The organism is Gimesia sp., assembly GCF_040219335.1.
Lineage (GTDB): Bacteria > Planctomycetota > Planctomycetia > Planctomycetales > Planctomycetaceae > Gimesia.
Genome location: NZ_JAVJSQ010000040.1, coordinates 201369 through 225798 on the forward strand (window position 1 = coordinate 201369; position 24430 = coordinate 225798).

General features: G+C 53.1%; 19 protein-coding genes. 9 read left to right on the top strand and 10 right to left on the bottom strand.

The genetic code is table 11. The features are described 5' to 3' along the window. The first annotated feature begins 19 nt into the window (after positions 1 to 19). From RID21_RS29185 to RID21_RS29200, 4 genes are all read left to right on the top strand, one after another. Entirely contained in the window at positions 20 to 1345 is a 1326-nt protein-coding gene (locus RID21_RS29185) for an FAD-dependent monooxygenase (RefSeq protein WP_350195136.1), read from the top strand. Further along, a complete protein-coding gene (locus RID21_RS29190) occupies positions 1342 to 1656 on the top strand; it encodes a hypothetical protein (protein WP_350195138.1) in 315 nt (104 codons plus the stop codon). The genes RID21_RS29185 and RID21_RS29190 overlap by 4 nt, the downstream gene beginning before the upstream one ends. Positions 1657 to 1773: 117 nt before the next feature. Then, positions 1774 to 2640 (top strand): metallophosphoesterase, encoded by an 867-nt coding sequence (locus RID21_RS29195; protein ID WP_350195140.1) that lies wholly within the window; start codon positions 1774 to 1776, stop codon positions 2638 to 2640. Positions 2641 to 2691: 51 nt separating this feature from the next. Continuing rightward, entirely contained in the window at positions 2692 to 3924 is a 1233-nt protein-coding gene (locus RID21_RS29200; RefSeq protein ID WP_350195142.1) for a sialidase family protein, read from the top strand. Positions 3925 to 3930: 6 nt separating this feature from the next. Here the strand turns inward: RID21_RS29200 and RID21_RS29205 are convergent, their stop codons facing one another. Both RID21_RS29205 and RID21_RS29210 read right to left on the bottom strand, forming a co-directional pair. Further along, positions 3931 to 7206, bottom strand: coding sequence for a DUF6797 domain-containing protein (locus tag RID21_RS29205; protein WP_350195144.1), 3276 nt, complete (start codon positions 7204 to 7206; stop codon positions 3931 to 3933). A 329-nt stretch (positions 7207 to 7535) separates the two neighbouring features. Continuing rightward, positions 7536 to 8201, bottom strand: coding sequence for an EF-hand domain-containing protein (locus RID21_RS29210; protein ID WP_350195146.1), 666 nt, complete (start codon positions 8199 to 8201; stop codon positions 7536 to 7538). Positions 8202 to 8602: 401 nt separating this feature from the next. Here RID21_RS29210 and RID21_RS29215 point away from each other — a divergent pair, with 401 nt between their 5' ends. Both RID21_RS29215 and RID21_RS29220 read left to right on the top strand, forming a co-directional pair. Next, positions 8603 to 9205 carry a hypothetical protein gene (locus RID21_RS29215; protein ID WP_350195148.1) on the top strand — a complete coding sequence of 201 codons (603 nt, stop codon included), beginning with the start codon at positions 8603 to 8605 and terminating at the stop codon, positions 9203 to 9205. A 121-nt stretch (positions 9206 to 9326) separates the two neighbouring features. After that, complete coding sequence (locus RID21_RS29220; RefSeq protein ID WP_350195150.1) at positions 9327 to 10268, top strand: outer membrane protein assembly factor BamB family protein; 942 nt, start codon at positions 9327 to 9329, stop codon at positions 10266 to 10268. Positions 10269 to 10284: 16 nt separating this feature from the next. Here the strand turns inward: RID21_RS29220 and RID21_RS29225 are convergent, their stop codons facing one another. The 4 genes from RID21_RS29225 to RID21_RS29240 form a co-directional block, all read right to left on the bottom strand. Beyond that, positions 10285 to 13272 carry a M56 family metallopeptidase gene (locus tag RID21_RS29225; protein ID WP_350195152.1) on the bottom strand — a complete coding sequence of 996 codons (2988 nt, stop codon included), beginning with the start codon at positions 13270 to 13272 and terminating at the stop codon, positions 10285 to 10287. Between the two features lie 10 nt (positions 13273 to 13282). Then, entirely contained in the window at positions 13283 to 13678 is a 396-nt protein-coding gene (locus RID21_RS29230; RefSeq protein ID WP_145041889.1) for a BlaI/MecI/CopY family transcriptional regulator, read from the bottom strand. A 169-nt stretch (positions 13679 to 13847) separates the two neighbouring features. Then, positions 13848 to 17198 (bottom strand): M56 family metallopeptidase, encoded by a 3351-nt coding sequence (locus RID21_RS29235; protein ID WP_350195154.1) that lies wholly within the window; start codon positions 17196 to 17198, stop codon positions 13848 to 13850. Positions 17199 to 17233: 35 nt separating this feature from the next. Beyond that, positions 17234 to 17599 (bottom strand): BlaI/MecI/CopY family transcriptional regulator, encoded by a 366-nt coding sequence (locus RID21_RS29240; RefSeq protein ID WP_350195156.1) that lies wholly within the window; start codon positions 17597 to 17599, stop codon positions 17234 to 17236. Positions 17600 to 17887: 288 nt separating this feature from the next. Here RID21_RS29240 and RID21_RS29245 point away from each other — a divergent pair, with 288 nt between their 5' ends. The 3 genes from RID21_RS29245 (at position 17888) to RID21_RS29255 (ending at position 21560) form a co-directional block, all read left to right on the top strand. Beyond that, entirely contained in the window at positions 17888 to 19447 is a 1560-nt protein-coding gene (locus tag RID21_RS29245) for a sulfatase (RefSeq protein ID WP_350195158.1), read from the top strand. A 256-nt stretch (positions 19448 to 19703) separates the two neighbouring features. Beyond that, entirely contained in the window at positions 19704 to 20102 is a 399-nt protein-coding gene (locus tag RID21_RS29250) for a BlaI/MecI/CopY family transcriptional regulator (protein WP_197999370.1), read from the top strand. Between the two features lie 12 nt (positions 20103 to 20114). Further along, entirely contained in the window at positions 20115 to 21560 is a 1446-nt protein-coding gene (locus tag RID21_RS29255) for a M56 family metallopeptidase (protein ID WP_350195160.1), read from the top strand. A 118-nt stretch (positions 21561 to 21678) separates the two neighbouring features. Here the strand turns inward: RID21_RS29255 and RID21_RS29260 are convergent, their stop codons facing one another. The 4 genes from RID21_RS29260 to RID21_RS29275 form a co-directional block, all read right to left on the bottom strand. Continuing rightward, a complete protein-coding gene (locus tag RID21_RS29260; RefSeq protein ID WP_350195162.1) occupies positions 21679 to 22080 on the bottom strand; it encodes a YybH family protein in 402 nt (133 codons plus the stop codon). A 49-nt stretch (positions 22081 to 22129) separates the two neighbouring features. Beyond that, a complete protein-coding gene (locus RID21_RS29265; protein ID WP_350195164.1) occupies positions 22130 to 22945 on the bottom strand; it encodes a hypothetical protein in 816 nt (271 codons plus the stop codon). A 104-nt stretch (positions 22946 to 23049) separates the two neighbouring features. Beyond that, a complete protein-coding gene (locus tag RID21_RS29270) occupies positions 23050 to 23655 on the bottom strand; it encodes a hypothetical protein (RefSeq protein WP_350195166.1) in 606 nt (201 codons plus the stop codon). 50 nt (positions 23656 to 23705) lie between these two features. Beyond that, positions 23706 to 24341, bottom strand: a complete 636-nt coding sequence (locus tag RID21_RS29275) for a hypothetical protein (protein ID WP_350195168.1) — start codon at positions 24339 to 24341, stop codon at positions 23706 to 23708. Positions 24342 to 24430: the final 89 nt, after the last annotated feature.

Here is a 24430-nt window from a genome sequence, read left to right on the forward strand (position 1 = left end):
TGCAGCAGAGGAACAGATTGTGAGTCACTCGCAGACACTACCATCACATACGCCGGTTTTGATTGTCGGAGCCGGACCGACGGGCCTCTCGCTAGCCATCGAACTCGTGCGGCGGAACGTTGAGTGTCTGCTCATCGACCGCAATCCCGCACCGCTCCCCTTTGACCGGGCCACCGTGATTCACAGTCGCTCGCTGGAATGTTTCGAGAGCATGGGCACCATCGACGAATTTCTCGCACGCGGTCACATCATGCGGGGCTTTAATATCTTCGCCTTTGGAAAAATCGTCGCACAGACCAGTTTTGAAAGTCTGGAGTGCCGCCATCCCTATGACCTGAATCTCGCTGAGAATGAAACCGAAGAAATTCTCACCACGCGACTGGAAAGCCTGGGAGGCCGGGGCTCTCGAGGCTGGTCATTGGACGGGTTGAATCAGTCCGACACTGGAGTGACCGCCTCCCTCAAATCAGCCGAGGGAGTTGAGAAAACCGTCACAGCCGACTGGCTGGTCGGCACCGATAGTATTCACAGTCGTGTCCGGGAATCGATTGGAGTGGCTGTCTCCGGTCATCAGTACCCGGCCCGCTGGGGCGTCGTCGACGGATATCTTCCCAATTGGCAACACGAACCGGACCGGGCCGCGATTCAGATCGACGCGCCTGCCCTGAATCCGGTTCCCATGCCAGGCAATCGCTGGCGAATCTATTTCCGGGTTTTCGATGAAACCCAGACAGACAATCTGCTGGAACAGATCGACGCGGGGCTGGCTTCAATCTCTCCCGGAACCCGTTTGCAGAATCCGGATCAGCCGATGCTCTATCACACCTTTCGCCAGTTGAGTGCCCATTACCGTTCCAGCCGGGTGCTCCTCGCAGGTGATGCCGCACATGCCTGCAGTCCCATTGAAGGGCATGGCATGAATACGGGCATTCAGGACTCCTTCAACCTGGGCTGGAAACTGGCGCACGTCATCAGGGGAGAAGCCGGCGATGGTCTGCTGAACAGCTACGAGCTCGAACGCCGCCCCATTGCCAACGCGGTTGGTGCCTCGGGGGACGTTGCCGAAGAATTACGCACGATCCCCGACGAACCAGCGGCCGTCGAACGGGTCAAGCGTGCCTTGTGTGCCATGCTGCTCCCCGTCCGGGGACAACTGCAGGCAGCCGAGGCGAAACCGAAATCAGCTTTCACTATCGCGACAGTCCCCTGGTCCGCGGCTATCATACCTCTGGAGCAACCGCACAACAGAACTGGCTCGGCCCCCGACCCGGCGACTGTCTACCCGAAGCCGGCCCATTGTTACATCCCCAGACAGCCGCAACACTCACATTGTTCGATTTGTTGAGATCAACCGGTCATCTGCTCCTCTGGCTGGCCACGGATGAGATAGAAGCACCCAATGCCGCTGATCTCGCATCCGTTCTGCAGCCCGGTGATACCTGCGTTGTCATCTCCACAACATCGCCGATAAAACTCGAACAGACAGATTCTACTCGGGTCAAATGGTTAATTGATGAAACAGGTAGCGTACATGCAAAACTGGGGATCATCGATCCCAGCCTGTTACTGATCCGCCCCGATGGTCATATTGCACTCCGCTGCGAGCCTCCTGATCTCAATCAGGTGATTGAATATTATGATTTGATCAAGAAATGAATCACTCGCAAGTGTGCAGGTTTTTTGTCAGAGCTCCAGAGGTGACTTTTCAGCTGCAGTCAGGTATTTTGATACCCTGCTCGAAATTCATTTGCACCCCGCTGAGGAACACCTCCGATGCCATATAAGATACTGTCCCTGGGAATCCTGTTGCTGTCGTTGATCAGTTCGTCCGCCGTGGGGCAGGATCTCCAACCGGAGCCAGACGATCACGCCGCGGGGCCGGTCACCTTCTATGTGATGGGTGATGTTCCCTACAAGCCGGCAGAAGATAAACACCTGCCACAGCAGATTGCTGACATTCCCGAAGATGCTGAGTTTGTGATACATCTCGGTGATATCAAGACCGGTAAGACTCCCTGCGACGAGGCTGTTTACAAAAAAGTATTCGGCATGCTCAGACAGTCCGTGAAGCCCGTATTTATTATTCCGGGTGACAACGAGTGGAACGATTGCAGCAATCCAGAGCAGGCCTGGCAGTTATGGAACAAGTACTTTATGCGGTTTGATCGTCGCTGGCAGCACACACTTCCGGTCTTCCGACAGCTCGAACGGGAAGAGAACTTTTCGTTTGTGAAAGGGGGCGTGCTGTTTATTGGTTTAAATCTTGTCGGTGGTCGCGTGCAGGACGCTGCGGAATGGAAGCAGCGCCACGCAGACGATCTGGCTTGGGTCCGCCACAATCTGCGCCGTTTCGGTAAGGAAGTCAGCAGTCTGGTTCTGATGGGGCATGCCAAACCAGCCAAAAACCACAACGAATTTTTCGAACCATTCACTGAAGAAGCCCTGAAGTTCCAGAAGCCTATCCTCTACATCCACGGCGATGGACACGTCTGGATTTATGATCGACCTTATGCAGCCAGAAATATCTTGCGTGTGCAGGTCGACCAGGGGGGCATTGCTCCGCCATTGAAGATCACTGTCACGCAGGACAAATCCAATCCGTTTCACTTTGATCGGCGTAACGGTAAACCGGCTCAATAAAAATTCTTTGAATTCCCAATCAGTCTCTTCTGTCGCTCGAATGACATCAATATGAAATACGCACTCTCATTTCTGATCCTCAATCTATGCAGTTATACGTTTCTCATCGCAGCGGAGCCTGTCACCACCCTGATCCGGCAGAAATGGGACCCTGTTCAGGCAGGTAATCAGGTGATGGAATGTCTGGTGACCGTGACTGGCAAAGAAGTCAAAGGAGCCCACGATGCTGAAATGGTGCTGACCGGCAATCGTGCTTATATCGTGGCTGAAGTCAACGACACCCGTGCCGGGGAAAGTGCAGGCTGGCCGGAAATCTACTGTGCCCTGTCGATCGTCAACCTCAAGACCTTAACGCTTGAGAAAGTCATACCCTTCGCTCGCAGCGAACAGGTATTTCAGAATGCCACACTGCCCGTGGGCGCCTGTTTTGTGCCCCGCATTCTACAGTTGAATAAGCACACGTTGCGTTGCTACTTCGCCAGCGAGCAACCAGGCAAACGACAGGCACAAACCTGGTATCGCGATTTTAACCTGCAAACGCAGAGCTTCGCTGATACCATCCACAAAGCAAAAGTGAAGACCGCCGCGGGAACCTTCGAGATGCAGCCCCGGTATTTTCACGCAGATGCGGCGTCACAGGGATTCGAGAAGAAAGCGAAAGATTTCGGACTCTATCTGTTTGATTCGTTTAAAGAGTTCGACGGCCAGACCTATGTCGCGATTAATAATTTTCCAGGCAAACAGAACGCGCTGGCGAAGGTCAATCCAGACGGTGATACGTTTGAAATCATCGGGCACTATAACGAACCACAGTCAGTCGCACTCAGTGAGTCTGCGGTGAATCGTCTGCCGGACGGCTCCTGGATGGCAATCTGTCGCAATGATGGCGGCAAGCGGAATTACTATTTTACCACCAGCCCGGACGGTCGAACGTGGAGTGTCGGTAAACAGCTGCCATTCGTTTCTGATGGGACGAATTCCAAACCGACTTTCGATCGGTTTGGCGATACTTATTACCTCGGCTGGCAGGAAGCCACAAAAGTCGATGGCGTCACGCGGAGTGTCTTCAATATCGATATTTCACGAGACGGGAAAAACTGGGAACGCAAATACCGTTTTGAGACGCCTCACTCGTTCCAGTATCCCACTTTTTGTGAGTACGACGGAGCAATCTGGCTGGCAGTCACTCAGGGAGATCATTCGCCGAGTCGCAAAGAACGCATCATGTTTGGTAAGCTAGAGGATAGCGGCGCATCGCACTCCAAAGTGGATCGCAAGCAGTAACCGGAGTTAAGGCTTGGGCACCCGATTGATCGTCCAGTAAATCTCTTCAGCAAATGGTTCACCTGACTTCGATATGAGATTCAACTTGAGATGTACCTGATTCACTGGTTTCAGATTAGGCACCATTAGTTTCACGCTCTTCCCGTCCGCGGAGAGCAGGGTACCCGATATGTTCAGCTTCTCTTTCCCGGGACGGTCGGTCGCAGGAGAAAACATGTCTGAACCGTATTCCGGTCGCCAGTGGTAATTCCACTGCTCGGCAAAGTAGGATTTGAGATCCGTAGCACTCTTCGGATCGAGGGGGAAATTAAAATCGATCCGCAGTCCGTCCGCTTCCACCTGGCAGTCCGTCACCATTGATAAAGGCTTGCCCGTGTATCGCAACCTCTGAATCCCCTGGTCGCGGAGACCTCTGCGTCCCCCGCCGTTCCAGCCATCCAGCCCAACTGCATAAACCTGACCGTCTGCCGGGTTGATGCGGGCCCGATGGATACCCGTACTGAAGTGAAAGGGGAGCTTAATGATCGCCGCCTGGCTCACATCTTCGAAATCCTGCAGCATCAGATAATACATCCAGCCCTTTCCAAAGCTGGTGTGCAACAGACGCCCTGACAGCGGTCCCCAGCGGGGATCATCTACCCATAGCTGGCCTCCTGAGGAATTGTCGTAGTCCTGGGGCATCCAGATCAACGGTTGATCGAATGTTTTCGGGCGAATCACCTTATGATGATCGATCCGCCCTCCATCAGGGGCCCAGTTCTTCCCACCTGCATGAGTCTGGACGTACCCATAAAAGCCACCCGGCTTGACGAGGCTGATCTTCGAAGCGGGAATCCAGTTTCCCTGGTTGTCACTCACGGTCATCCGATCATCGGGCAGCATGCCCATCCCGTTGGGCGTGCGAAAGCCGGTACAGACAACGTCCCGCTGCTTGCCATCGGGGGAGACTTTGATCACCGCCCCCGGCAAAGCATAGCTCGTGTATTGACCACACTTCGTGTAATAGAAATTACCTTGCGAATCGGTCTGCAGATCGAAGTTGAAAGAGTGGAAGAACCGTGATACGTCCGTGTCTGCGGAAAAACTCTCATAGAAATCGGCTTCGCCGTCCTGGTTCAGATCGTGCAGTCGCGTCAATCGATCTTTACAGGTCACATAAATCAGACCATCGACCACCTTGATGCCGAAGGGTTCGTAGAGTCCTCCCGCGAAGCGTTTCCATTTCAAATTCAGGAGACCTTCATCGAGACCGGAGACGATCCAGATATCACCCCCATGTGTGGAAACCACCATCCGTCCGTCCTGAAAGAAATCCAGGGCCGAAGTCCGAAACCACGTATTCCAAGGCGTTTCACGAGGAATGGTGATCGTATCCAGAGCATAAGCGCCCGTCTCCAACCCCGGATAACCGACGGTGGTCAGGACATCGGGCCAGTTGGCTTTGCCTCCCTGAATCAGGGACCGGGGATCGGTCACTTCTGTCTGCTCCGCTTCCCGGAACAGGATTTGTGCCGAAGCGTCCTCTGCTTTCCCTGTACCGGTGACACGGGTGATTTCAATCAGCCGTGATGCCTGATCCGCGGGAATCGAAAGCACGAAGCGTTGTTTGTCGTCGACACTCCAGATCATCCCTCTGGTGTCTCCACGAACTGCGCATACCGTAAATCTCCCGGCCTGGTCCTCCCCCAACTGATTACAGAAGGCCATAGCTCCCTTTGCGTCCCGTTCGTTTTCTGGAGAAAGCTGATTTCCAGGAACAAAGACTCCGGTAAAAGCATCAGGAATCTGTGGTGCAGCCGTAGCCAGAACCAGTGCCTTCCCGGGACCGATTCGCAGGCTATGCCGGACCGCGGTTTTGCCTGGGATCGCCTGGGGAAGTTCCAGGATTTCCCGGTCATCGATGGCATATGAAAGTACCAGCTGATTTCCATGCACATAGTGACCATGATATCGCATCCACTCAGCGGGCAGCGGTCCACGGGGGCGTAATTGCTCACGAGGATAATCGAGCGTTCCTTCATGACCCCACTGCCAGCCAGCCAGTCCGGCGAGTTGCTTGCCCTCTGGTTCAGGAACTCCTTCGCCACGCCCCCGGATATGTTGGGTTTCACTCAAATTGAGAAATCCGCCCTGCCAGAGTCCCGCTTGATTCAATGTATGCAAATCATAGGAGATGGTCGTCTCTGCATTCAGTTTGACGGTCAACGCGCTGGTGGTGATTCGGGAAAGCTGCGAAGCGAGAGCCGGCCCGAAGTCGCGTTCGATTTTCAGATCGAATTCCCCCGATTCCGTCCCCGGGGGGAGCTGCTTGAGATAGTCAGGCGTCACACGTTGATAGGCGGGATTGCTCGGCTTTATGAATTTTTCGCGGATGTAATGCACGACCTGATAGCGTTCTTTGGGGCTCAGATGCTGCATCGGGCCCATCAGACCGTTTCCTTTTGAGAGCGTGAGAAACATTCGATAGGGATCCGCTCCGAATTTGAGCGGCTGAGTTCCAAAGGCCCGGGCGGTGGGCAGCGAAGGCGTATTGCCGTCCACACCGTGACAGTTCTTGCACAGACCGTGATAAATACGTTCCCCCTCGACAAGGTCACGCTGGTTCATCCTTTTAATGATTCCTGCATGATCGAGGTTTTGAGTATCGTCTTTGACGATGAGTGCTTCTGCTGAGGGTTTGAGTTCCGCTGCCCTTTGCGCACCGCCGCGGGCGATCTCGAAGACATAGCTGACCAGGTCATAAAACTCCGCCTGATCGTGCAGCGTCGCCACGAGTCCCTCGGGCATCATCGACTTACTGCCGCTGGTCCGTTCGTCGATCTCATTTTGGGGGACGACAATTTCCTGACCCAGGTTGGCTGCATCACGCAGCACCAGTGCATCGGGACGGTCCTTTGCAACCAGGCCGGAAATCAGCTTCCCTGCACTGGTGATGATGTTAACCGTTTCGAACCCCTGCTTGATTTTGCGGGACGGAAAGAGAATCGATTCAACCAGGTATTCATCGCTGACGTTTTTGTCTGCCTTGGTCAGGTCTGGGCCGAGAGGTGTTGCGTTGGCTCCGCTGTCGTGGCATTTGATGCAGGCGGCGACTGATTTATAAAAGACGAGTGCACCTCGTTCCGGATTCCCGCGCAGACGGGCTTCTTGTGCCAGCCTGCTTAAGGGGGCCTGTTGCAGTTGTTGTTCCAGGGAACTCGACGGTTCCTGGGAGAAGATCAGTGAAGGAAACGTACAACAGAGCAGGCAAACCAGGAATGGCAGACGCACAACAGCTTTCATCGAGTCGCTTTCTTCTGGCTGGTGTAGAGTTCCGGCGGGTCAGCAGAATCGCAGGACTCTATCTTAAAAGCGACTGTCAGAACAATCCAGAATAGAACAGATTTACGCTGGGGAAATCCGCTGTTCGTCTGAATGGGATGTACTCACAGTGGAACACTGGTAGAAGGGAGTAGAAGAAAGAAAAGAGTGCCGGGAACCCCTCTGTGACAGGCAAAGCAGGCTGCAGACTCGATCTCGGAACTCGAAGCTGCAGTCGCCCCCAAGGAGCACACCATATGTCTCAAATTGATTCCCGGCACATTTGCTGTTCACACACAGCTGAGAGTAATTTACAAGGCTGGATCCTTCTTACGTTGCGCTCCCGGATTCAAGCGATTCTGAACTTTAGCCAGAATCGCAGTCTGCTCCTCAGAATCGAGAGCCCCATCCTGATTTGAATCCAGAGTACGGAACAGCCGTTGCAGGGAAGGGGGTACTTCGTTGCGACTAATGGTCTGGTCCCGGTTACGATCGAGTTGTCGAAAGATGGCCGCATTCAGACCGATTCCCGTTGCATAAGGTTTGCCGCTGAGAATTTTGGTCCGGTCAATCACTGCCAGTTGTTCCTGTCGGTTTAGAACTCCGTCACCGTTTGCATCAGCACCATTTAAACGGCTCTGTAATGGCGCAGGTACTTCATTGGCCGAAATCATGCCATCCCTGTTCCGGTCCATCGACATCATCATCTGGGTGACCATCTCGACCGCATCCGTTGTCGACTGGTTCGTCGTGAGGTTGCCCCCCATCATCATCTGCATCTGATTTCCGCCGCCGGCACCACCGCCACCGCCGCCGCCACCTCTCTGGCACTGGCCGCCTCCCTGCCCCATCTGCATCCCGCCACCACCGCCACGCGGACCGCCACCGCCACGACCACCTCCGCCCCGTTGGGCAAAGGCATCGCTGGCAAACAGCAGCAACGCAAACAAAGTGAGAAATGTACTGAGGTTTCGCATAAGCAGGTTCCCCCTTATCGGACTCAAAGTGTCGAAATAAAAAACAGCTGGCCCGATACTGTTGAAACGCGTTTTAATCAGTGCCCTTCACAGGTGCTCCATGGGGGCTGCCTGACAGAATCAGTTGGAGGATGAAATCGAACAGAAATAATTCTGAACTCTAAATATGAAATATATAAAAGGTTATGAAATGTATGCTGTCAGGGCCTGAGCGAAAGGCCCCTTCATTAACCATCAACGGGGAACCCCTCCTCGTAACTACCGGCATTCTGAAAAAAAACTGGGATTGCAAGCATTTCGTCTGCACGAGATAAATAGAGCTTGATGTGTATTTTGGCGTATAATGGAATCAGACGCCTGAGATGTGTTTCAAAGCGCTGGTCACATAAAGGGTCAAGGATATGATGCTTTTACAAAATCAGGACTGGCGACAGAATTACGATCAGACGGTGATCCGACTGATCCGCGAAGCCTTTCCACCGAAACAGTATCTGACCCACGTCGATGGCACCGATCTGCTTCGTACGTCCGATGCTGAAGGCGACGCCATCCTCCGGGACTATGCTCACAAAACCTGGGATCAGGTGGATCATGCTTTAATCTCGCGCTATCACGAAGCGCCGCTCTCAATGTCTTATGCAGGGTTCCTGAAATTCCTGCCCGCGTATCTGGTTGATCTGTTTCATCCCGAATCAGAAATGCAGCACATTGTCTGGAACTGCCTGCTGGAGTACCGACTGGAGCCCCATCTGGGATCTGAGCAGTTTGATCTCAACGATGATCAATTGATCTGCTGCCTGCTCGCGTTTGTCCGGTCCAGTAACTTTCCGCTGGATACGATGATGCCCCGTCAGACTTCCGAAGAATACTTTCACAATCCCTGTCCGGAATCCGCCTTCAACATGCTGACGCACGCGCTGTCTCAAGAACGGGTGCTGGCTCTGCAGTCCCGCATCGAAGAGATCAACGACAGCTTTGTCATCGAACGCTGGGATCAGGGATGATTCTTGACGAAAGCTGAATTCAGTTTCAGAGACCTGCCTTCATTGATATGATGAGAAGGATGTCTTTCAGCCTGTCGGTTAAAGAGCTCACTTCTATTCGTTAATCAGGAATAACAGGAACATGAAACGCGCCGCACAGTTCATCGTCCTTCTCTGCACACTTATGGTCACCACAGTCGCTTCCGCGGAACGACTGGTTCTGGTGAGCGCTTCCTATCAGAAAGATCTTCTCGCGATCTGTGATGCAAAAGGTAAAGTCCTCTGGTCGTACAAAACCGCGGGGCCTGCCAAAGGTCATGCCGGCCATCACGATGTGCAGCTGCTGCCCAACGGCAACATCCTGTTTCACGACAGCTGGACCGGGCTCAAAGAGATCAATCTCAATAAAGAGATTGTCTGGGAATACGATTCAGCCAGCAGTAACGGCAACGCCGGGAAGCGGGTGGATGTGCACGCCTTCAAACGCCTGCCCAATGGCAATACGGTAATCGTCGAAAGTGGAGTCGGACGGATTATCGAAGTCGATCGCGACGGCAAGCTCGTGCACCAGTTCCCTTTGAAGAAAGGGGGCACACAATCCACGCGGCTGATGCGGATCACTCCCGCGGGAACCTACCTGGTCTGTTCAGAACAGCCTGGCGTGGTGCTTGAATATGATCGCGACGGGAAAATCATCTGGGAATATCCGATCGGTACCCGCGTCTACGGCGCTCTGCGGCTTGAGAACGGGAACACACTGATCGCCTCGGGCAGCGGTCACAGCGTCCGCGAAGTCACCCCCGACAAACGGACCATCTGGGAAGTCAAGGAACGCGTGCCGGGCACGGATGTGGCCCTCCAATGGACCACCTGTCTGCAGGAACTCGACAACGGCAATCTGGTCATCGGCAACTGCCACGCCGGCCCCGAGAATCCACAGATCCTGGAACTCGACGAGAACCGCAAGATCGTCTGGCAGTTCGACGATTTCAACCTCGTCGGCAACGGCCTGGCCTGCTGGGAAATTCTGAATGACGAACAGTCGAAACTGGTGCGGAAGAAACTGGCTAATTCAGCCCCTTGATAATCTCGGGCAGGCATCATTCTTCGACAGGAATCCGGAAAGGGAATTTTTTCCCGGCCAGTGCGTAATCGATCTGTTCGCTGATCATGAATTCCACAATCCGCATCCCTTCTTCCATGGAAGGGCTCTGGTTGAACTTCAGTGGGATCGAAAGTTTATGAGCAGCGCGATGATAATAAAGTTCGGCATGGTCTCCTTCCAGCAGGCTCTGGTTCATGGCGATTGTGCCGTCACGCCCGATCAGAAACAGACTCAGGTCTCTGCTGCTCCCATTAAACTTGATGTTAGTAATGCCACTACGCAGATCGCCCTGATCGATCGCAGCCAGTGTCTCGAATTTGCGAAACTGATGAAAGGTACGAATTGCTTCTTTGGTCGTGCCTGGCGAATGAATCTCGACAAAGACCACTCCTTGCTTGGAATACTTTGTATGGAAAGCTTTCATTAATTTTAACATCATGGAAAACTGCTCTTGCGCATCGGGAGGAATTTCGGAATAATCTCCTTCTTCTATGCCACTGATAAATAACAGTGCGACCACTTTACCCTCGAAGTCGTGCAGTTGATGCTGGTTGCCGTCCAGCCATTCTACGACCTGCAGGGGAGGAGCCTGCGCGAAAAGAGGTAGCATCTCGGGAGGCCTGGGCGGTTCGGGCAGTGGCTCTTCCGTACCGGCAACATAATTCTGGCCATCAAGCAGGTTTTCATACACGGTCCCCTCTGGAAATCGCAGTGCCAGTGTCTCAGGGGGGATTTGCTGATGCGGCTGGATGTCGAGAGCCTCCCAGATGGTACTCCGCCCGGGAACCATAGGGACGACTGGAAAGTTCTTCAGTAGGCGGTTTTCCGGCTTCAGTTTCTCGTATTGCTCCTGTTCTTTACGGACGTCAGACGTGTATTCCTGGTATTTGATACGTGTCGGATAAAAGCTGCCGTCAACCTGTTTGACCTGCAACACCTCTGCATGCTGGCTCAAACCCCAGGCGAGCCGGTGCTCCTGGTCGACATACCCCCATTCGATCCGTAAGGGGAGATAACCCTGGGCAGGGTCGACCCAGGCGCGCATCCGCCAGCGTTTCTCCGGGCTCTGCTCATGCGGTTCGTTCAGGTACTCCACGAGGATCAACGTTCTGCCGTCCCGGTTTTCCCGTCCCACAACACGATACCGGTGTGGCGGCTTTGTCAGACAGGCATCCAGACTGTATTCCGACAACTTTTCTGCCCACTGATACTCTTTGAGCCCCAGCGGCGCAGTCGTCTTCAGGTTGGAGATCTGCTTCAGTTCGTTGCCGATTTCACCCTGCGGAAATTGCTGGCGCTTCTTCCTGCCGTACCAGCGCCGCAAAGGAGGCTGGTTCTGATCGGACCACGAGATCAGCTCGATCTGGTTATAATGCTGATTTAAATTCTCCGCCGGCCAGACCGGTCCTTGTTCTAAGTTATAGTTCTTCTGTTGTAACTGATAAGGACGTCGTTGATGAAAGGCCCGTCCGTCAGTCCAGAAGTAACGTTGATCCATCACTGTTTCGCTCATCCGTTTCTGAACCGCTTCCTTGGTCAACTGGCTTTGTAGAAACATTTCCTGTTGAGGAATCGAGTAGTCAACCATCATCTGGAACTCTTGCTCACTCAAGACCTTGTCACCAAACTTGACCTCATTCCGATCGGCATTCTGAATATGTTTGAGTGCTTTCAGGCTCTGGCGGTCCCGCGTGATGCAGTTCATATTCTCCTGCGCCGTGATCCGGTAAGTCATCTCCAGCGGTAACAAACGCTGGAAGTTGTCCCGGTAACCGTTCAGAATTTCTTCCACACTCGGCAACTGGTCCGGTTTCTCTGCTACTTTGGTCTCCGCCTGCGAAGTACCCGGCAGGGGGGCCAGCGATAATAACAGCAGAGCGATTGTAGCCAGCAGAAATTTTCCCCGCCGCGAAACCTGGTGCTTTAATGTATTACACATAATCGAAGTCAGACGCTGTTCCAGAATCCGGGCTGATCCCATGCCGGTGGCGATGGGAATGCGTTGCGCCTGGGAAACGAAGCCGGTCGCTTTGACGAGCACCTCTGCATATGCCCGCCGTTTGTCCGGTTCTGTCTGGATAACCCAGGCATCACAACACGCCTCTTCGGTCAGACGGATTTCTCGACGCACCCACCATACGACCGGATACAACCAGTACAGCGCCGTGGTGGCAAGTTCAATCAGACGCACCCAGTGATCGCCGCGACGGTAATGCGCCAGCTCATGCAGGAGCAGCGTGTCTTGTTCTGCTTCATCCAGTTCTGCAAGCAGTCGTTCCGGCAGGATAATCTGTGCTCTGCAACAGAACGCCCAGAGCAGGGGAGAGATCGCTCCCGGAAGCAACACAACCTGTGGGGCCGACTTGAGACCGATGCGCGTGCCCAGTGCCCCGGCCCGTTGCTGCAGTGCTTCGGAGGCAGGCCGTGCGAGCTTCAGCAGTCGTTGGAAACGAAAGATACGCAACGCTGCAATGAAACAGCAGACTGCTGTCCCGATAGTCCAGATCAGAAATAACGATGTTGCCCAGGTCCATCCACGGGCTGTGAAAGCGGCAGCCAGTCTCAAATACCAAGCTGGCTTGCTTACTGGGATCTCTGTCGTAGCCTGAGCTGTCGAGGTATTGGATACAGTTTCAGTAATCGTAGCAGGAGACGAGCCTTTGCTGGTCTCTTGCATTCGCTTTCGCAGAGAATTGAAAGCATTCAGTTCTGTGTTGGCGTTGGACTTATTTTCAGCAAGCAGACCAGTGCCATCTGTCACCGGGGTTTTTTCGACCGGCGAGACGCTCGAACTGGTGCCGGGTGAAAGTAAGGCAACCTGCGGCTGCCAGACGGCCGGGGTAATCAGTTTGATCAGCACGAGCACCAGCAGCATGTGCAGCAGTGCCGGGTTTTTGATCCATCGGCGGATTAACAGCACGATAACAAACAGTCCGCCGGCGATCGCCGCGTTGCTGATCAGCAGTTTCCAGAGCAGATCCATGACCATCTCCTTATGGTTTTGAATTCTTTTTGGCAAGTTCGTCGATCAGATCCATCAGCACTTTCTGCTGCTTCCGGTTCAGATCCGTGTGTTGCGCCAGTTGTGTCAGCAGCGGCGTCAGCGATCCTTCACACAGCGTCTCCGCCACCTCCTGCAGGCGTCGCCCCACCAGTTCGTCACGCGCGATACAAGCTTCATACACAAAGGCGATTCCCGCCGGTTCCCGTTTGACGAAACCCTTTGTTTCCAGGCGTTCAAGCAGTTTTTTGACGGTGGAGTAATACGCGTCAACCCGGTCGGGTTCGAGTTGTTCGGTAATGGCGCGAATCGTCGCCGGTCCCTGTTGCCAGAGGACCTGCAGTACACTCAGTTCCGCTTCCGTCACATCACGGGGTGTCTTGACCATGGTCAATGCTTCCTTTTTCCAAGCCTGGGACGTTATGTCGCAGGCAAGGGTAGGACATTGTGTCCCAGGTGTCAAGACGGCATGGAAGAAAAGTTAGTCAGGTAAATTACCCTTGCTGACAAAGACGATCTGGATGCTGATCCACAGCTCGGAAGAGAAGGCGTTTGAATCACTCTGTTTTGGATGCCCGTTTGATTGAGATGTCTCCCAGGTCGCGCACCTCACCTGGTTGGAGCGGCTTTTCACCAATAAGATCACCCAGGTAGACCGCAGTGCTGTTCTGACGAAGTTCGCGGGCATAGACGTTGTATTTTTTCCCGGGAACCAGACCCCTGATCCGAAAACGTCCGTTTTTGTCAGTGTGATGTTTCGCCGATCCTCCTGATGTCTGCTCGGGATTCGGGGGCAGTAAAGCATATTCAGGAGTCTCTGCGGTGCTTCCGTAAGCGTCAGAGAACATGAAATTGGCTTTCGGTTCTCCGAATTCGTCGACGAGACGGCCCGTGATTTCCGCCCCGGGTTCGAGTGTAATTTTTAACTCCCGGGGATCTTTCTCATCGATGACATGAAAACTGACCTGCCCGCTTTTTGGGGCAAAGACCTGTACCCTACGGGGGCGGTCAGGGCGATAGCCTCTGATTTCCAATTGACCGTCAGTGAAGCGATACCAGGTGGGGAAGTCTTCCAACATGCCGGTATACTTACCGAACGAAACCGGCTGGCCATTCTGCTGCACCACTTTGATTTTGAGGGTGCGACCCGCGTCAAACGGCAAGTCGACCTGGACAGATTCGGCATCTTCTGCCGGATTGACTTCAGCCAGAAAATGGTAGTTAAATGCAACCAACGCTGAAGGTGTCGTTTTCAACACGTTGATTGCCTGGGTCGTATCAATCAGGTTCACAGCGCCTCTGCCGCGCTGGTACTTCCTGAAGTCGTCTGCGAGGACCGCGATGACTCCGGGCCCCGGCAGCACGGGAATCCGATAGGTTCCATCCTCCTCCAGACGGAAATAATTGGGGAGCAGCCCAAAAGACTCTTTGATCAGTTCGGCGAAGGGATTCCCCTTTAGTGGAGCATAGTCAATGCGTCCGCCGCGCACCGGTTCTCCAGTCGCTTTATCAAATGCACGACCTTCTGCCCAGACTCCTCGAATCAGTCCCACATCCCGTTGGATGGCCGGACTCCCTGCTTTCAGCTCCGTTTTGAACTGGTAGATCAGGTAAGGCTGATCCGGGGGAGGCAGAAAGATGACTTCGTTTTTTCCGAGCGGTAGTCCTTCCAGGCGATAGCGTCCCTGGTCGTCGGTGACAGTATGGGTCAGGCCTTCGCTTTGGTGTATCACGCGGCGGCCTGTCAGGTGGTAACTTCTCAATTTGACTCCCGACAGGGGCTGGCCTGTCTTCGCATCGCGAACGACTCCTGTTACAGGCACTGATGGTCCGGCGATGTGTGTAAAATCATATGGATGATAGACGATGTTCTCCTTGGAAGATCCACTGACCGATTTGGGGACTTCAATGCGACTCCCAGGGCGGGTACGGGCATAGACTTCGCTGGCGGCGATTCCCGGACCGGAAATCAACAACCTGACGAGCCGCTCGTCTCCCAGGCCCTGGAAAGTGAACCGGCCGTCTTGATCCGTGATGACGGTCGGAAGGTATTCCAGCGTCGCACCACCCACATCATTCCCCAGGGATCCCGTCAGCAGACGCATTAAATGAAAGTGGTCGATCCCAGCCTTCTGAGTTGCCTGTTCCCACTCGTCAAGTTTCCCCGATTCCGAATATTTCAACCGGACAACTTCAACCTTGGCGCCAGGTACCGGCTGTCCTTTAATATTCACGACGCGGCCCGTCAGGGGAGTGTCATCTGCCACCAGCTGAAAGGTGGATTTGGCATTGAGAACTCGTTGTCGGATCTGATTTCTCTGTTCAGGGGAGTAGTGGAAGTTCTCAATTTTTTTCAACACTGATTTGCGCATTTCCCTGGAAGCATCGAACTGATAGACACTTTCAATTACCGGGCCATAACCGTCGGCCAGGGCGACCAGCATACTGTCATTGTGGAGGGCAGCGTAGCGTGGATCTGAGGCGGGAATTGTGATGTTGAAAATCCCCTGTGCATCGCTGGTGGCCAGCCTGGTCCGCTGGCGTTGATCCCAGCCGGTACTGACATAACCAATCGATGCATGCGGAACCGGTTGTCCCGCCGGACTGACGACGTTCCCTCGCAGGTGTAATCCCGTGTTCTCGCTCTCCTGCTTTTGTTCGGATGAATTCGGTTTCACCGCTGTTCCCTGATTCTCGTCTGACTGTGCCGGTGCGTCCTGTTGCGGTGCTGATTCCTCTGCCCGGGTCGTCACCAGCAGAGCGGCACTGGTGGTTGCGGAGATCCCCAGCAGCAGAATCAGGGCACCCCATTTCACCGGCAGGCGGAGTTTCAGCACGCGGGATGTATCCAGAATACGCAGCATGCGACGGCTCAACGCGGAACGCTGCGAAACCATGGCTAGCCCCACTTCGGTCGTCAGTGCAGGGGCTGGCAGCCGTTCCGCAAAATCAACGAGCGTGTTCGCGTAATGCTTCCGACCGGAACCGTAGTGGATTACGTAGTCGTCACAGATATCATCCGCCAGCTGTTCCAGTCGTCGCGAAAGCCACCACACCAGCGGTTGAAAAAATAGAACCACAGTCGCAACACGGGCCAGCAGAAAATACAGGCAGTCCCGTCGCGCCAGGTGCGCCAGTTCGTGTAGAAAAATATCCCGCTGCACACTGTCCGACAGGTCGTTTTGTGCGGGCAGCAGAATCAGCGGATTTCGGATCCCCGTCAGGCAGGGAGCATGCACGACGGGAGAGAGGCGAACCTCGGGTGGGTGTTGTCCCAGACGTTCCGCTGTCTCCCGACAGAGGTTTTGCAGCTGCGCTTCCGCAGGAAGGCTGTTCCTGACCACCCGGGTTATTCCCCAATACGCCCGTAGCAGCTTCGTCAACAGCACGAAGGTGCCGGACAACCAGATCAGTGTAATACTCCAGGCGATCAGAGCCTTGAGACTGAATTCTGTTGATTGATTCTCGATCACTGTTGTTGACACCGTCGCATTATCTGCAGCTGGGGGGGAGGCATCTCCTGCTACAGGAATATTCCCGGTCATAACGGAATCTTGCGATAAATGAATTGGCTTTGATGGAGCCTGTAACTCAGGAAGCCCCTTGCTGTTCCCAGCTTCAGTCGGTCGTGGACTCGAGACTTCAGTAGCGGGAATGCTGTCTGTGACAGCGACAGCATTGATCTCCCAGGCAGGGAGCAGGGCATAGCTCGTCGCGCCGAAATGATGGAAGGTGAGTGATACCAGCGGGCAGACGAGTATCGCCAGCAGAGTGACACGCAGGATCACAGACTGCACGACCGGCTTCTGTCGACCACAGAACCGCATGGCCAGACAACCGGTCATTATCAGCAGAGTAGACTGCAGGAGCACCAGCACAGCAAAATAAGCGACCGTTGTCTCAATCATGACTCGTCCTCCTGCCCGTAGTGTATGCTCCGTGATTACTCGTCGTTGATCAGCTTACGCAGCTGTTGTAACTCCGATTTGGGGATCTTTTCGTTCTCCAGCAGATAGGCAACCAGTCCGGCTGCGGAACCATCAAATATGTCATCGATCAGTCCACGCGTAGCCTGCCGCGTGACTTTGTCCTCTTTGATCAGCGGGTAAAACACAAACGTACGCTCTTCGACGTCGTGGGCTACAGCTTGTTTGGCCTCCAGCTGACGTAGTAGTGTCTGGACTGTACTGTGGGCGATACGCGAATGCTGGTTGAGGGCGTCTGTGATCTCACGCGCATTGACGCGGCCTCGATCCCAGAGGACCTGCATGATCTGCAGCTGGACCCGACCCAATTGGCTGGCGTTCATCCGTCTCTCCTTGTCTGGATGGTCATTTACTAATGTCAATTTACTAGAGTAAAATATTGTTGTCAATTTGAATTTTCAAGGAACTGATGATTTGTCGCTTGTCTCCCGCTTTCAGTTGCCAGTAGTGATATTGATTTTAAACTGCTGGGGGGAACCACAGTGCTGCAGTTCCGGACGGGTATCATTAGACAGGATCGGGGCATGCCTGTTATAGTGGATCTAATGCAAATTCCGCCAGTATGCCGTTGGTCTTCATGCAGCGCTCTTTCAGGAAGGAAGTCATCTCCTATGAATTCACGATTTTTGCGCCAGTCTCTAATCGCAGTCATCTGTGGTCTTATTTTCAGTTCAGTTTCCACGCTCAAAGCAGCAAATCTGAATGCGACGCAACCGCCGAACATTGTCGTCTTCCTCGTGGACGATATGGGAGTCATGGATACTTCGGTTCCCTTTCTGACCGACGCCGAGGGGAACCCCAAACGGTACCCACTCAACGATTATTACATCACGCCCAACATGGAACGCCTGGCAAAGCAGGGGATTCGTTTCAATAACTTTTATGCGATGAGTGTCTGCTCGCCGACCCGGATTTCCATTCTGACCGGCCAGAACGCAGCCCGGCATCATGCGACGAACTGGATCAATCCCCGTAAGAATAATGCGGGTCCCCAGGGACCGCCTGACTGGAACTGGGAAGGTCTCAAAAAAGAAGACGTCACGCTGCCACGCTTGCTGCAGAAATCTGGCTATAAGACGATTCATGTCGGTAAAGGCCATTTTGGCGCAGACAACTTCCCCGGAGCGGAACCGCTGAATCTGGGCTTCAACGTCAATATCGCCGGCGCTTCGTTCGGGGCACCGGGCAGTTATTATGCTGAGAAGAAATACGGTCTGGGCACCCGCCGGGCACATCACGCCGTTCCCGGTCTGGATAAATATCATGGCACCGATACCTTCCTGACCGAAGCACTCACACTGGAAGCGAATGCAGCGCTGGTAGAAACGGTCAAGCAGAAGAAGCCGTTCTTCCTTTACATGGCTCATTATGCAGTGCATGCTCCTTTCGATTCCGATCCCCGCTTTGCCGACCATTACAAGGATTCAGGCAAACCAAAGAACGCTCAGGCGTTTGCCACATTGATTGAAGGCATGGACAAATCTCTGGGTGATATCATGCAGCAGCTCAACGAACTGGGAGTCGCCGAGAATACCCTCATCTTTTTCCTGGGAGACAACGGTTCCGACGCACCCCTGGGGCATGAACACGAAGTTGCCTGTGCTGCCCCTCTGCGAGGCAAGAAGGGGGCTCACTATGAAGGGGGCATGCGGGTGCCTTTCATCGCGGCCTGGGCCAAACCGAATCCGGAAAATGCCAATCAGAAGCAGCTCCCCATTCCCGCAAATATGATTCAGGACCAGGTGGCTGCCGTTTACGATCTGTTTCCCACGATTCTGGATCTGACGCACACCCTCCCGCCCAAAGATTATGTCATGGACGGAATGCCCCTTAATCAACTGCTGCTGGGCGAGCAGGACCATTCACGTCCGGAAACGTTCCTGATGAACTATCCCCATGCACCGCATCGCAGCGACTATTTTACGGTTTACCGGGACGGCGACTGGAAGGTGATCTACCACTATTTCCCCTCCAAACAATCGGAGGGTTCTCACTACCAGCTGTATAACCTGGCAAAAGACCCGTTCGAACAGCACAACCTGGCGGAATCGAATCCACAGAAGCTCAAGCAGATGATGCAGTCCCTGATCGACAGTCTGCAATCTCATCAGGCACAGTATCCGGTTGCTGCAGAGGGAAGCTCAGAATCAGTACTGCCCAAGGTGCCCTGATTGAAATGAGCATTATGGAAGTCGTTTCTCTCAGAGAAAATGTCCCGCGTAAAGAACAAGGCAAATCGTCTTCCCGGTTGATGCCGTCGAGCGTTTCCTGCTGTTCGTAGCATTAAATTCTTAAAGTTGCATCTCATTATTCTGTTGTGGTTTAGCGTCACGCTTCAAAATACATTTCAAAATAGATATTGAACCTCATGCAAAATGCATTAACATCTCATGCGGAATGTATGAGAGAAATTAGTCGGAGTATCCCATGTCTAAGAAAGATCAACCCGTTAGCAGCACTGATGTGACCGAAGCAGAACGCACAGTGCTGGAGATTCTCTGGGAACGACCTGAAGGAAGCTCGGTTCGTGAGATTGTATTGGCGATGTATGGTCGGCACGAGCATTCCCTGCATGGTGGTGTAAAAAGCTTTCTGGACCGCCTCATGGACAAGGGGTTGGTAACCGTCGACAAAAGCGGTTTTGCACATCTGTTTTCAGCAACACTTTCGCGTGAATCTTTTGTAGGTCGACAGTTAAAGCACCTGGCTGATCATCATTTTGGGGGCTCTTTAACCCCGATGCTGCTCTCGCTGGTGGAACAGGTTGATCTTGATGACAAAAAACGTGCTACTCTGGAAAGAATCATTAATCAAATCAAAGACTAGGAACACGGCCTCATGTCCAGTTTGCTTTACTGCCTGATGTGGAATCTGATGCTGGTTTCAGTATTTACCCTGTTTCTCTGGACGGGCTCATGGACGACCTGGTTGAAGCACCGGCCTGCGCTCCGGCAGTTACTCTGGATGCTGGTGCTGGTGAAGTTGATTACTCCTCCCCTGTTGGCACTTCCTGTCCTGCCCCAGTTACATTTCTTTTCGGAAGCCAGAGCAAGCAAAGTGATCGACTTTGTCACGACTGATACAGGTCTGGCTGTTGTTGAAGAGAGCAGCGAAGTGGGAACAGGGCATCCAGAAAAATTCAATCGCAACTATCCGGCAGTCTCAGGATTCAATCTGTTCTTCTTATTCCTGTTTCTCAGTCTGCTTGGATCAATCATTCTCTGGAGCAGGGCCGTCATGATTCATCTCCGGATGCATAACATGGCTCGGGAATTTCAATCTGTTTCTCCGAGGATAAATCGAATTCTTCAAGAACTTTCCCAATCTTATCAACTGGTGCAGGTACCGGAAGCCGTGTTGCTGGATATCCCCTGTTCACCGATGCTCTGGAGGAGTCTGAGTCACCCGACGATCATCCTCCCCAGTGCCTTCTCTACTCAAGCCAGTGATGAACAGCTGCGGCAAATACTGGCGCATGAACTGGCACACCTGGTTCGCCGAGATTCTCTGGTAAGCCTCTTTGCTTTTCTGGTCACCAGCCTGTTCTGGTGGTATCCTGTGGCCTGGTTTGCCCGTCGCGAGATGTTGATTGCGATGGAAGCCAGCTGTGATGCATTAGCTATGAAACGCTCGGTCAGCTCGCGTCAATCCTATGCTCATACCCTGCTGAAAGTGGTTTCTACACTGTCAGGAAATCAGTCTGTGCTGCCTGCGGCGGGGGCACAGTTCGGTGAATTCCAGTCCTTGAAAAGGAGAATAGAAATGGTTGCCTGCTCTCAAGTCCGCTTCACTCTTTCACGCTCAGCCTGCCTGTTGACTCTCACCTGTGGCCTGCTGGGACTGGTCTGGGTTCCCGTCAGTGCAGCGAAAGAATCTGCTGAGTCTCCGGCCGCGACAGCGCCAAAACTGGCGCAGCCCGATCAACAAGTTGAACAAAAACTCGAAGCAAACGGCCCTGGGACTGCCACTTATCATCAACCAGGGATCAATAATGCCCGGCTGGTCAGTTGGGGAGTTGAGTCTTCTGTGAGAGCGTATTTCTTTGATACAAAAGAAGCTGCAGCGTCGTTCGCAAAAACAATTAAGGCGTTCAAAATTGCGCAGCAGTTCCAATTGGTAGTGGCAGAAAATAGCCTGGTAGATTACGACAATCACAAAATCGTCATGCCTGCTAATTTCGCGGAACAGCTCCAGATCAATTCGAAGAAAGCCATTCTCCTCGAAGGGGATCGTAAGCAGCATAAACGCGTAGAACAGATCATGAAGGCTCTTGGTGCGGAGTAGCCTGGTATATCAAGCTCGGGGTACCGCCCGAAATGACTGAGGCGACGAAGTCGGGCGGTATTCTCTTCTTACAATTTCCGGTCGAATTGAATATTGCGAGACCGTTCATTAACTGAGTTTATCCGTTTCCCGTAACCGGTACCAGCATGTTGGCGTCGCGGGCGATCACCCATTTGCCATTCTCTTTGTGCAGAATGGACAGTGTGTGGCCGACCCGCTTGATGGGATGTCCGCCTGTTGGCGTCACCTTGACAGCCATTTCAGTCCACATGTAGGCCCAGTCGCCCAGAACTTTGATCTCCTGAATTTCGCTGACACCTTCAATCTCCGGAACCGGCTGTTCGGGGTGGGGCTGCGCCGCTTCTTTGTAAGGTGCTTTCCCTACCATGGGAGGTTCTCCCGGAACAAGGAATACGACATCCTCGGCCATCAGTTCCAGTACTTTCTCGGTGTCGCCTGCTTTTGTCGCTTCCAGCCAGGTGCTGACCAGATCACGAATATCCTGTTCATCGCTTTGCATCACTTCACCATCCTTTCACATGTCGATCCTGTTGTTCATTTCTTATTGATCAGGGAAACTCAAAATAGCCGGGTTTAAATTGCTGCATCCACCATTGCAGGGGAGTGAACTCATGACTCAGATCATCGGACTCTTCAATGATCTGTCTGATTTTATGCAGGTCGAGCGATTTACCGGTTTCCAGGTTATATTCATCTTCCATGGCCAGCGCTTCGGGGAACCAGCGGATTTCTTCCAGCCACGGGAGTTGCCAGGCATCCATTTTTTTGCGATCGCGAAACTGGGAGGCCCAGCCAAAGGCCAGTAACAGCCAGAAGAAAAACGAAAACATCGCAATAATTACCGCGAAGAAATAGGCAAATACCAGAAATGCCCCCAGGAGTGAGAACAGTCCCCATAATTCCCAGCGGCGTTTGCGACGCTGCCGTTCCCGGTCTTCGACATACTGCGCTCGGCATTCGTTGCAGAGTAGCAAAGGAAACCAGACTTCTTTCCAGAATTCTTCCGCAGCAGAAGCGACGAGGGCGATGTCACCAGTGATTGTCGGGCGAATCCCCCCATCGTTCTTCATATGGCGTTCGATGAGGAGATTCAGTTTGACGGGAATCAGAATATCAGCCTCTCTGCTTTCACAATGATGGCAGAGACCGTCAAACGGAGGCTCTTCTTTTCGGAGCGTCATCAGAATCTTCTGCAGCGGTCGCAAGAGCGGGTAATTGTCACCCGCAGACTGCTGCAAGGTAATTGTATCAGGAACCCTGACCGTCTTTTGGCAGGCCTCACAACGCTTATCAGTGCCAGCTTCATGCAGCGCGACGCGAGCCCGCTTGCCGCAGTCGCATTCAACATAATACTTCTCAGCCATCGAAACGGGCTCCCGCCTGCAGTCGGTCAGTCATTGATAGTCTAACGTCTATTATAGCGGGTTCTCAGCAAAGAGAAGAGCAGGTTCAGCAGTGGTAATGAAAATCATGCCAGCCGCCATTCCCTGATTCGCTCCTTAAGCCAGTCGCGTTCGGTATCATTCAGTCTTTCGCCGATTTCGATGTGTTTCCCATCGTAATTCAGATACAGCAGTTTTGCTTTTCTGTGGGGGAGCCGATAAATCTCTCCCAGGTTCTGTCTGTCAATTTCAATTTGGATACGATTTCTGAAATAGCCGCCAAGGAGTCCATAAGGATGGGGATGCTGTAATTTAAAGTAACGGGAATAAAGTCTCTTGAAGGAGGAACTGCCGGAATCCAGACAGAACGCCTTTTCTTTCAGAGTGATGATCTCCGGATGCTGCGGTCGCATCTGTACGTACATGTTGAACAGGATCCACAATGTGCCTGCAATACTTCCAGCAAGAAATAGCAGATAAAATACATCGGGAGCCTGTATCAGGAGCCTCAAAAATCTTAGCGAAAGGGAAATGAAAAAGAGCAGAAAAAAACAGTGCAGGATGAGGAAGACGGGGAAGGTGATGATGTAATACGTCCGCTCGCGCGTTAGTGCCAGACGATAAGTGGTACCACCAATGTCATGCTCGACTTCGATCTGAATTTCATCCGGAACTGGAGGAAGTTGACTCATAGTAGAATTATTACGGAAAGCAGGTTGATCGAACTATTAGATGCCCTTGTTTATTGATCGGCCTGCTGCACGTCGACCAGCCGAATCATATTTTTTGCCTCAGCAGTGCCAAACGTAATCACCAGCTGCTGTTTAAGGCTCTGGTAGTCTGCCCTGGTTTTGACCGATCCCACGAGATACACCTGCGCTGCCGAGGAGTAGTCTGATTCCAGATCAGGATAGGAATTCTCCGCTATTAATTGATCGAGGACCTCCAGTTTCTGGGCTGTCAGACGCTGGGTATATTGCAGTTCCCCGATGATCATGCCGACAAACAGGGTGAGCGAACTGCAGACGAAAATCAGACAGCCAGTAGTCAGGAACCACAACAACCCCCAGTGCCGTTTACCGGTGACAGGGGCCACAGTCGTCTCAGACGTTGGTACTGATGGGGACTGTCGCGGGGATTTCATTGCTGCCAGAGCAAGCATGCCCAGGGCAAACACGACTCCCAGTCCTGCTCCCTGCAACGCTCCCAACTGCATTCCCAGCGCGGCGGGAGGGATGGAAGAATTCGCATCCAGCCGGAAGGCCGAACGGTAATAGTCGGGCAATAAACTGTTTACCAGCAGACTCCCGCAGATACCCAGGACAGCAAAGCCGATGATGGAGAGCAGCACTGTCAGCAGAGCAGATTTCGCAGTCATTACAGTCAGCTCCTGATACCAGAATGTCATCGATCAAAAATATGGGACATGCCCAGGTTGTATTTTACTATGGATGTCTGAACAACCGT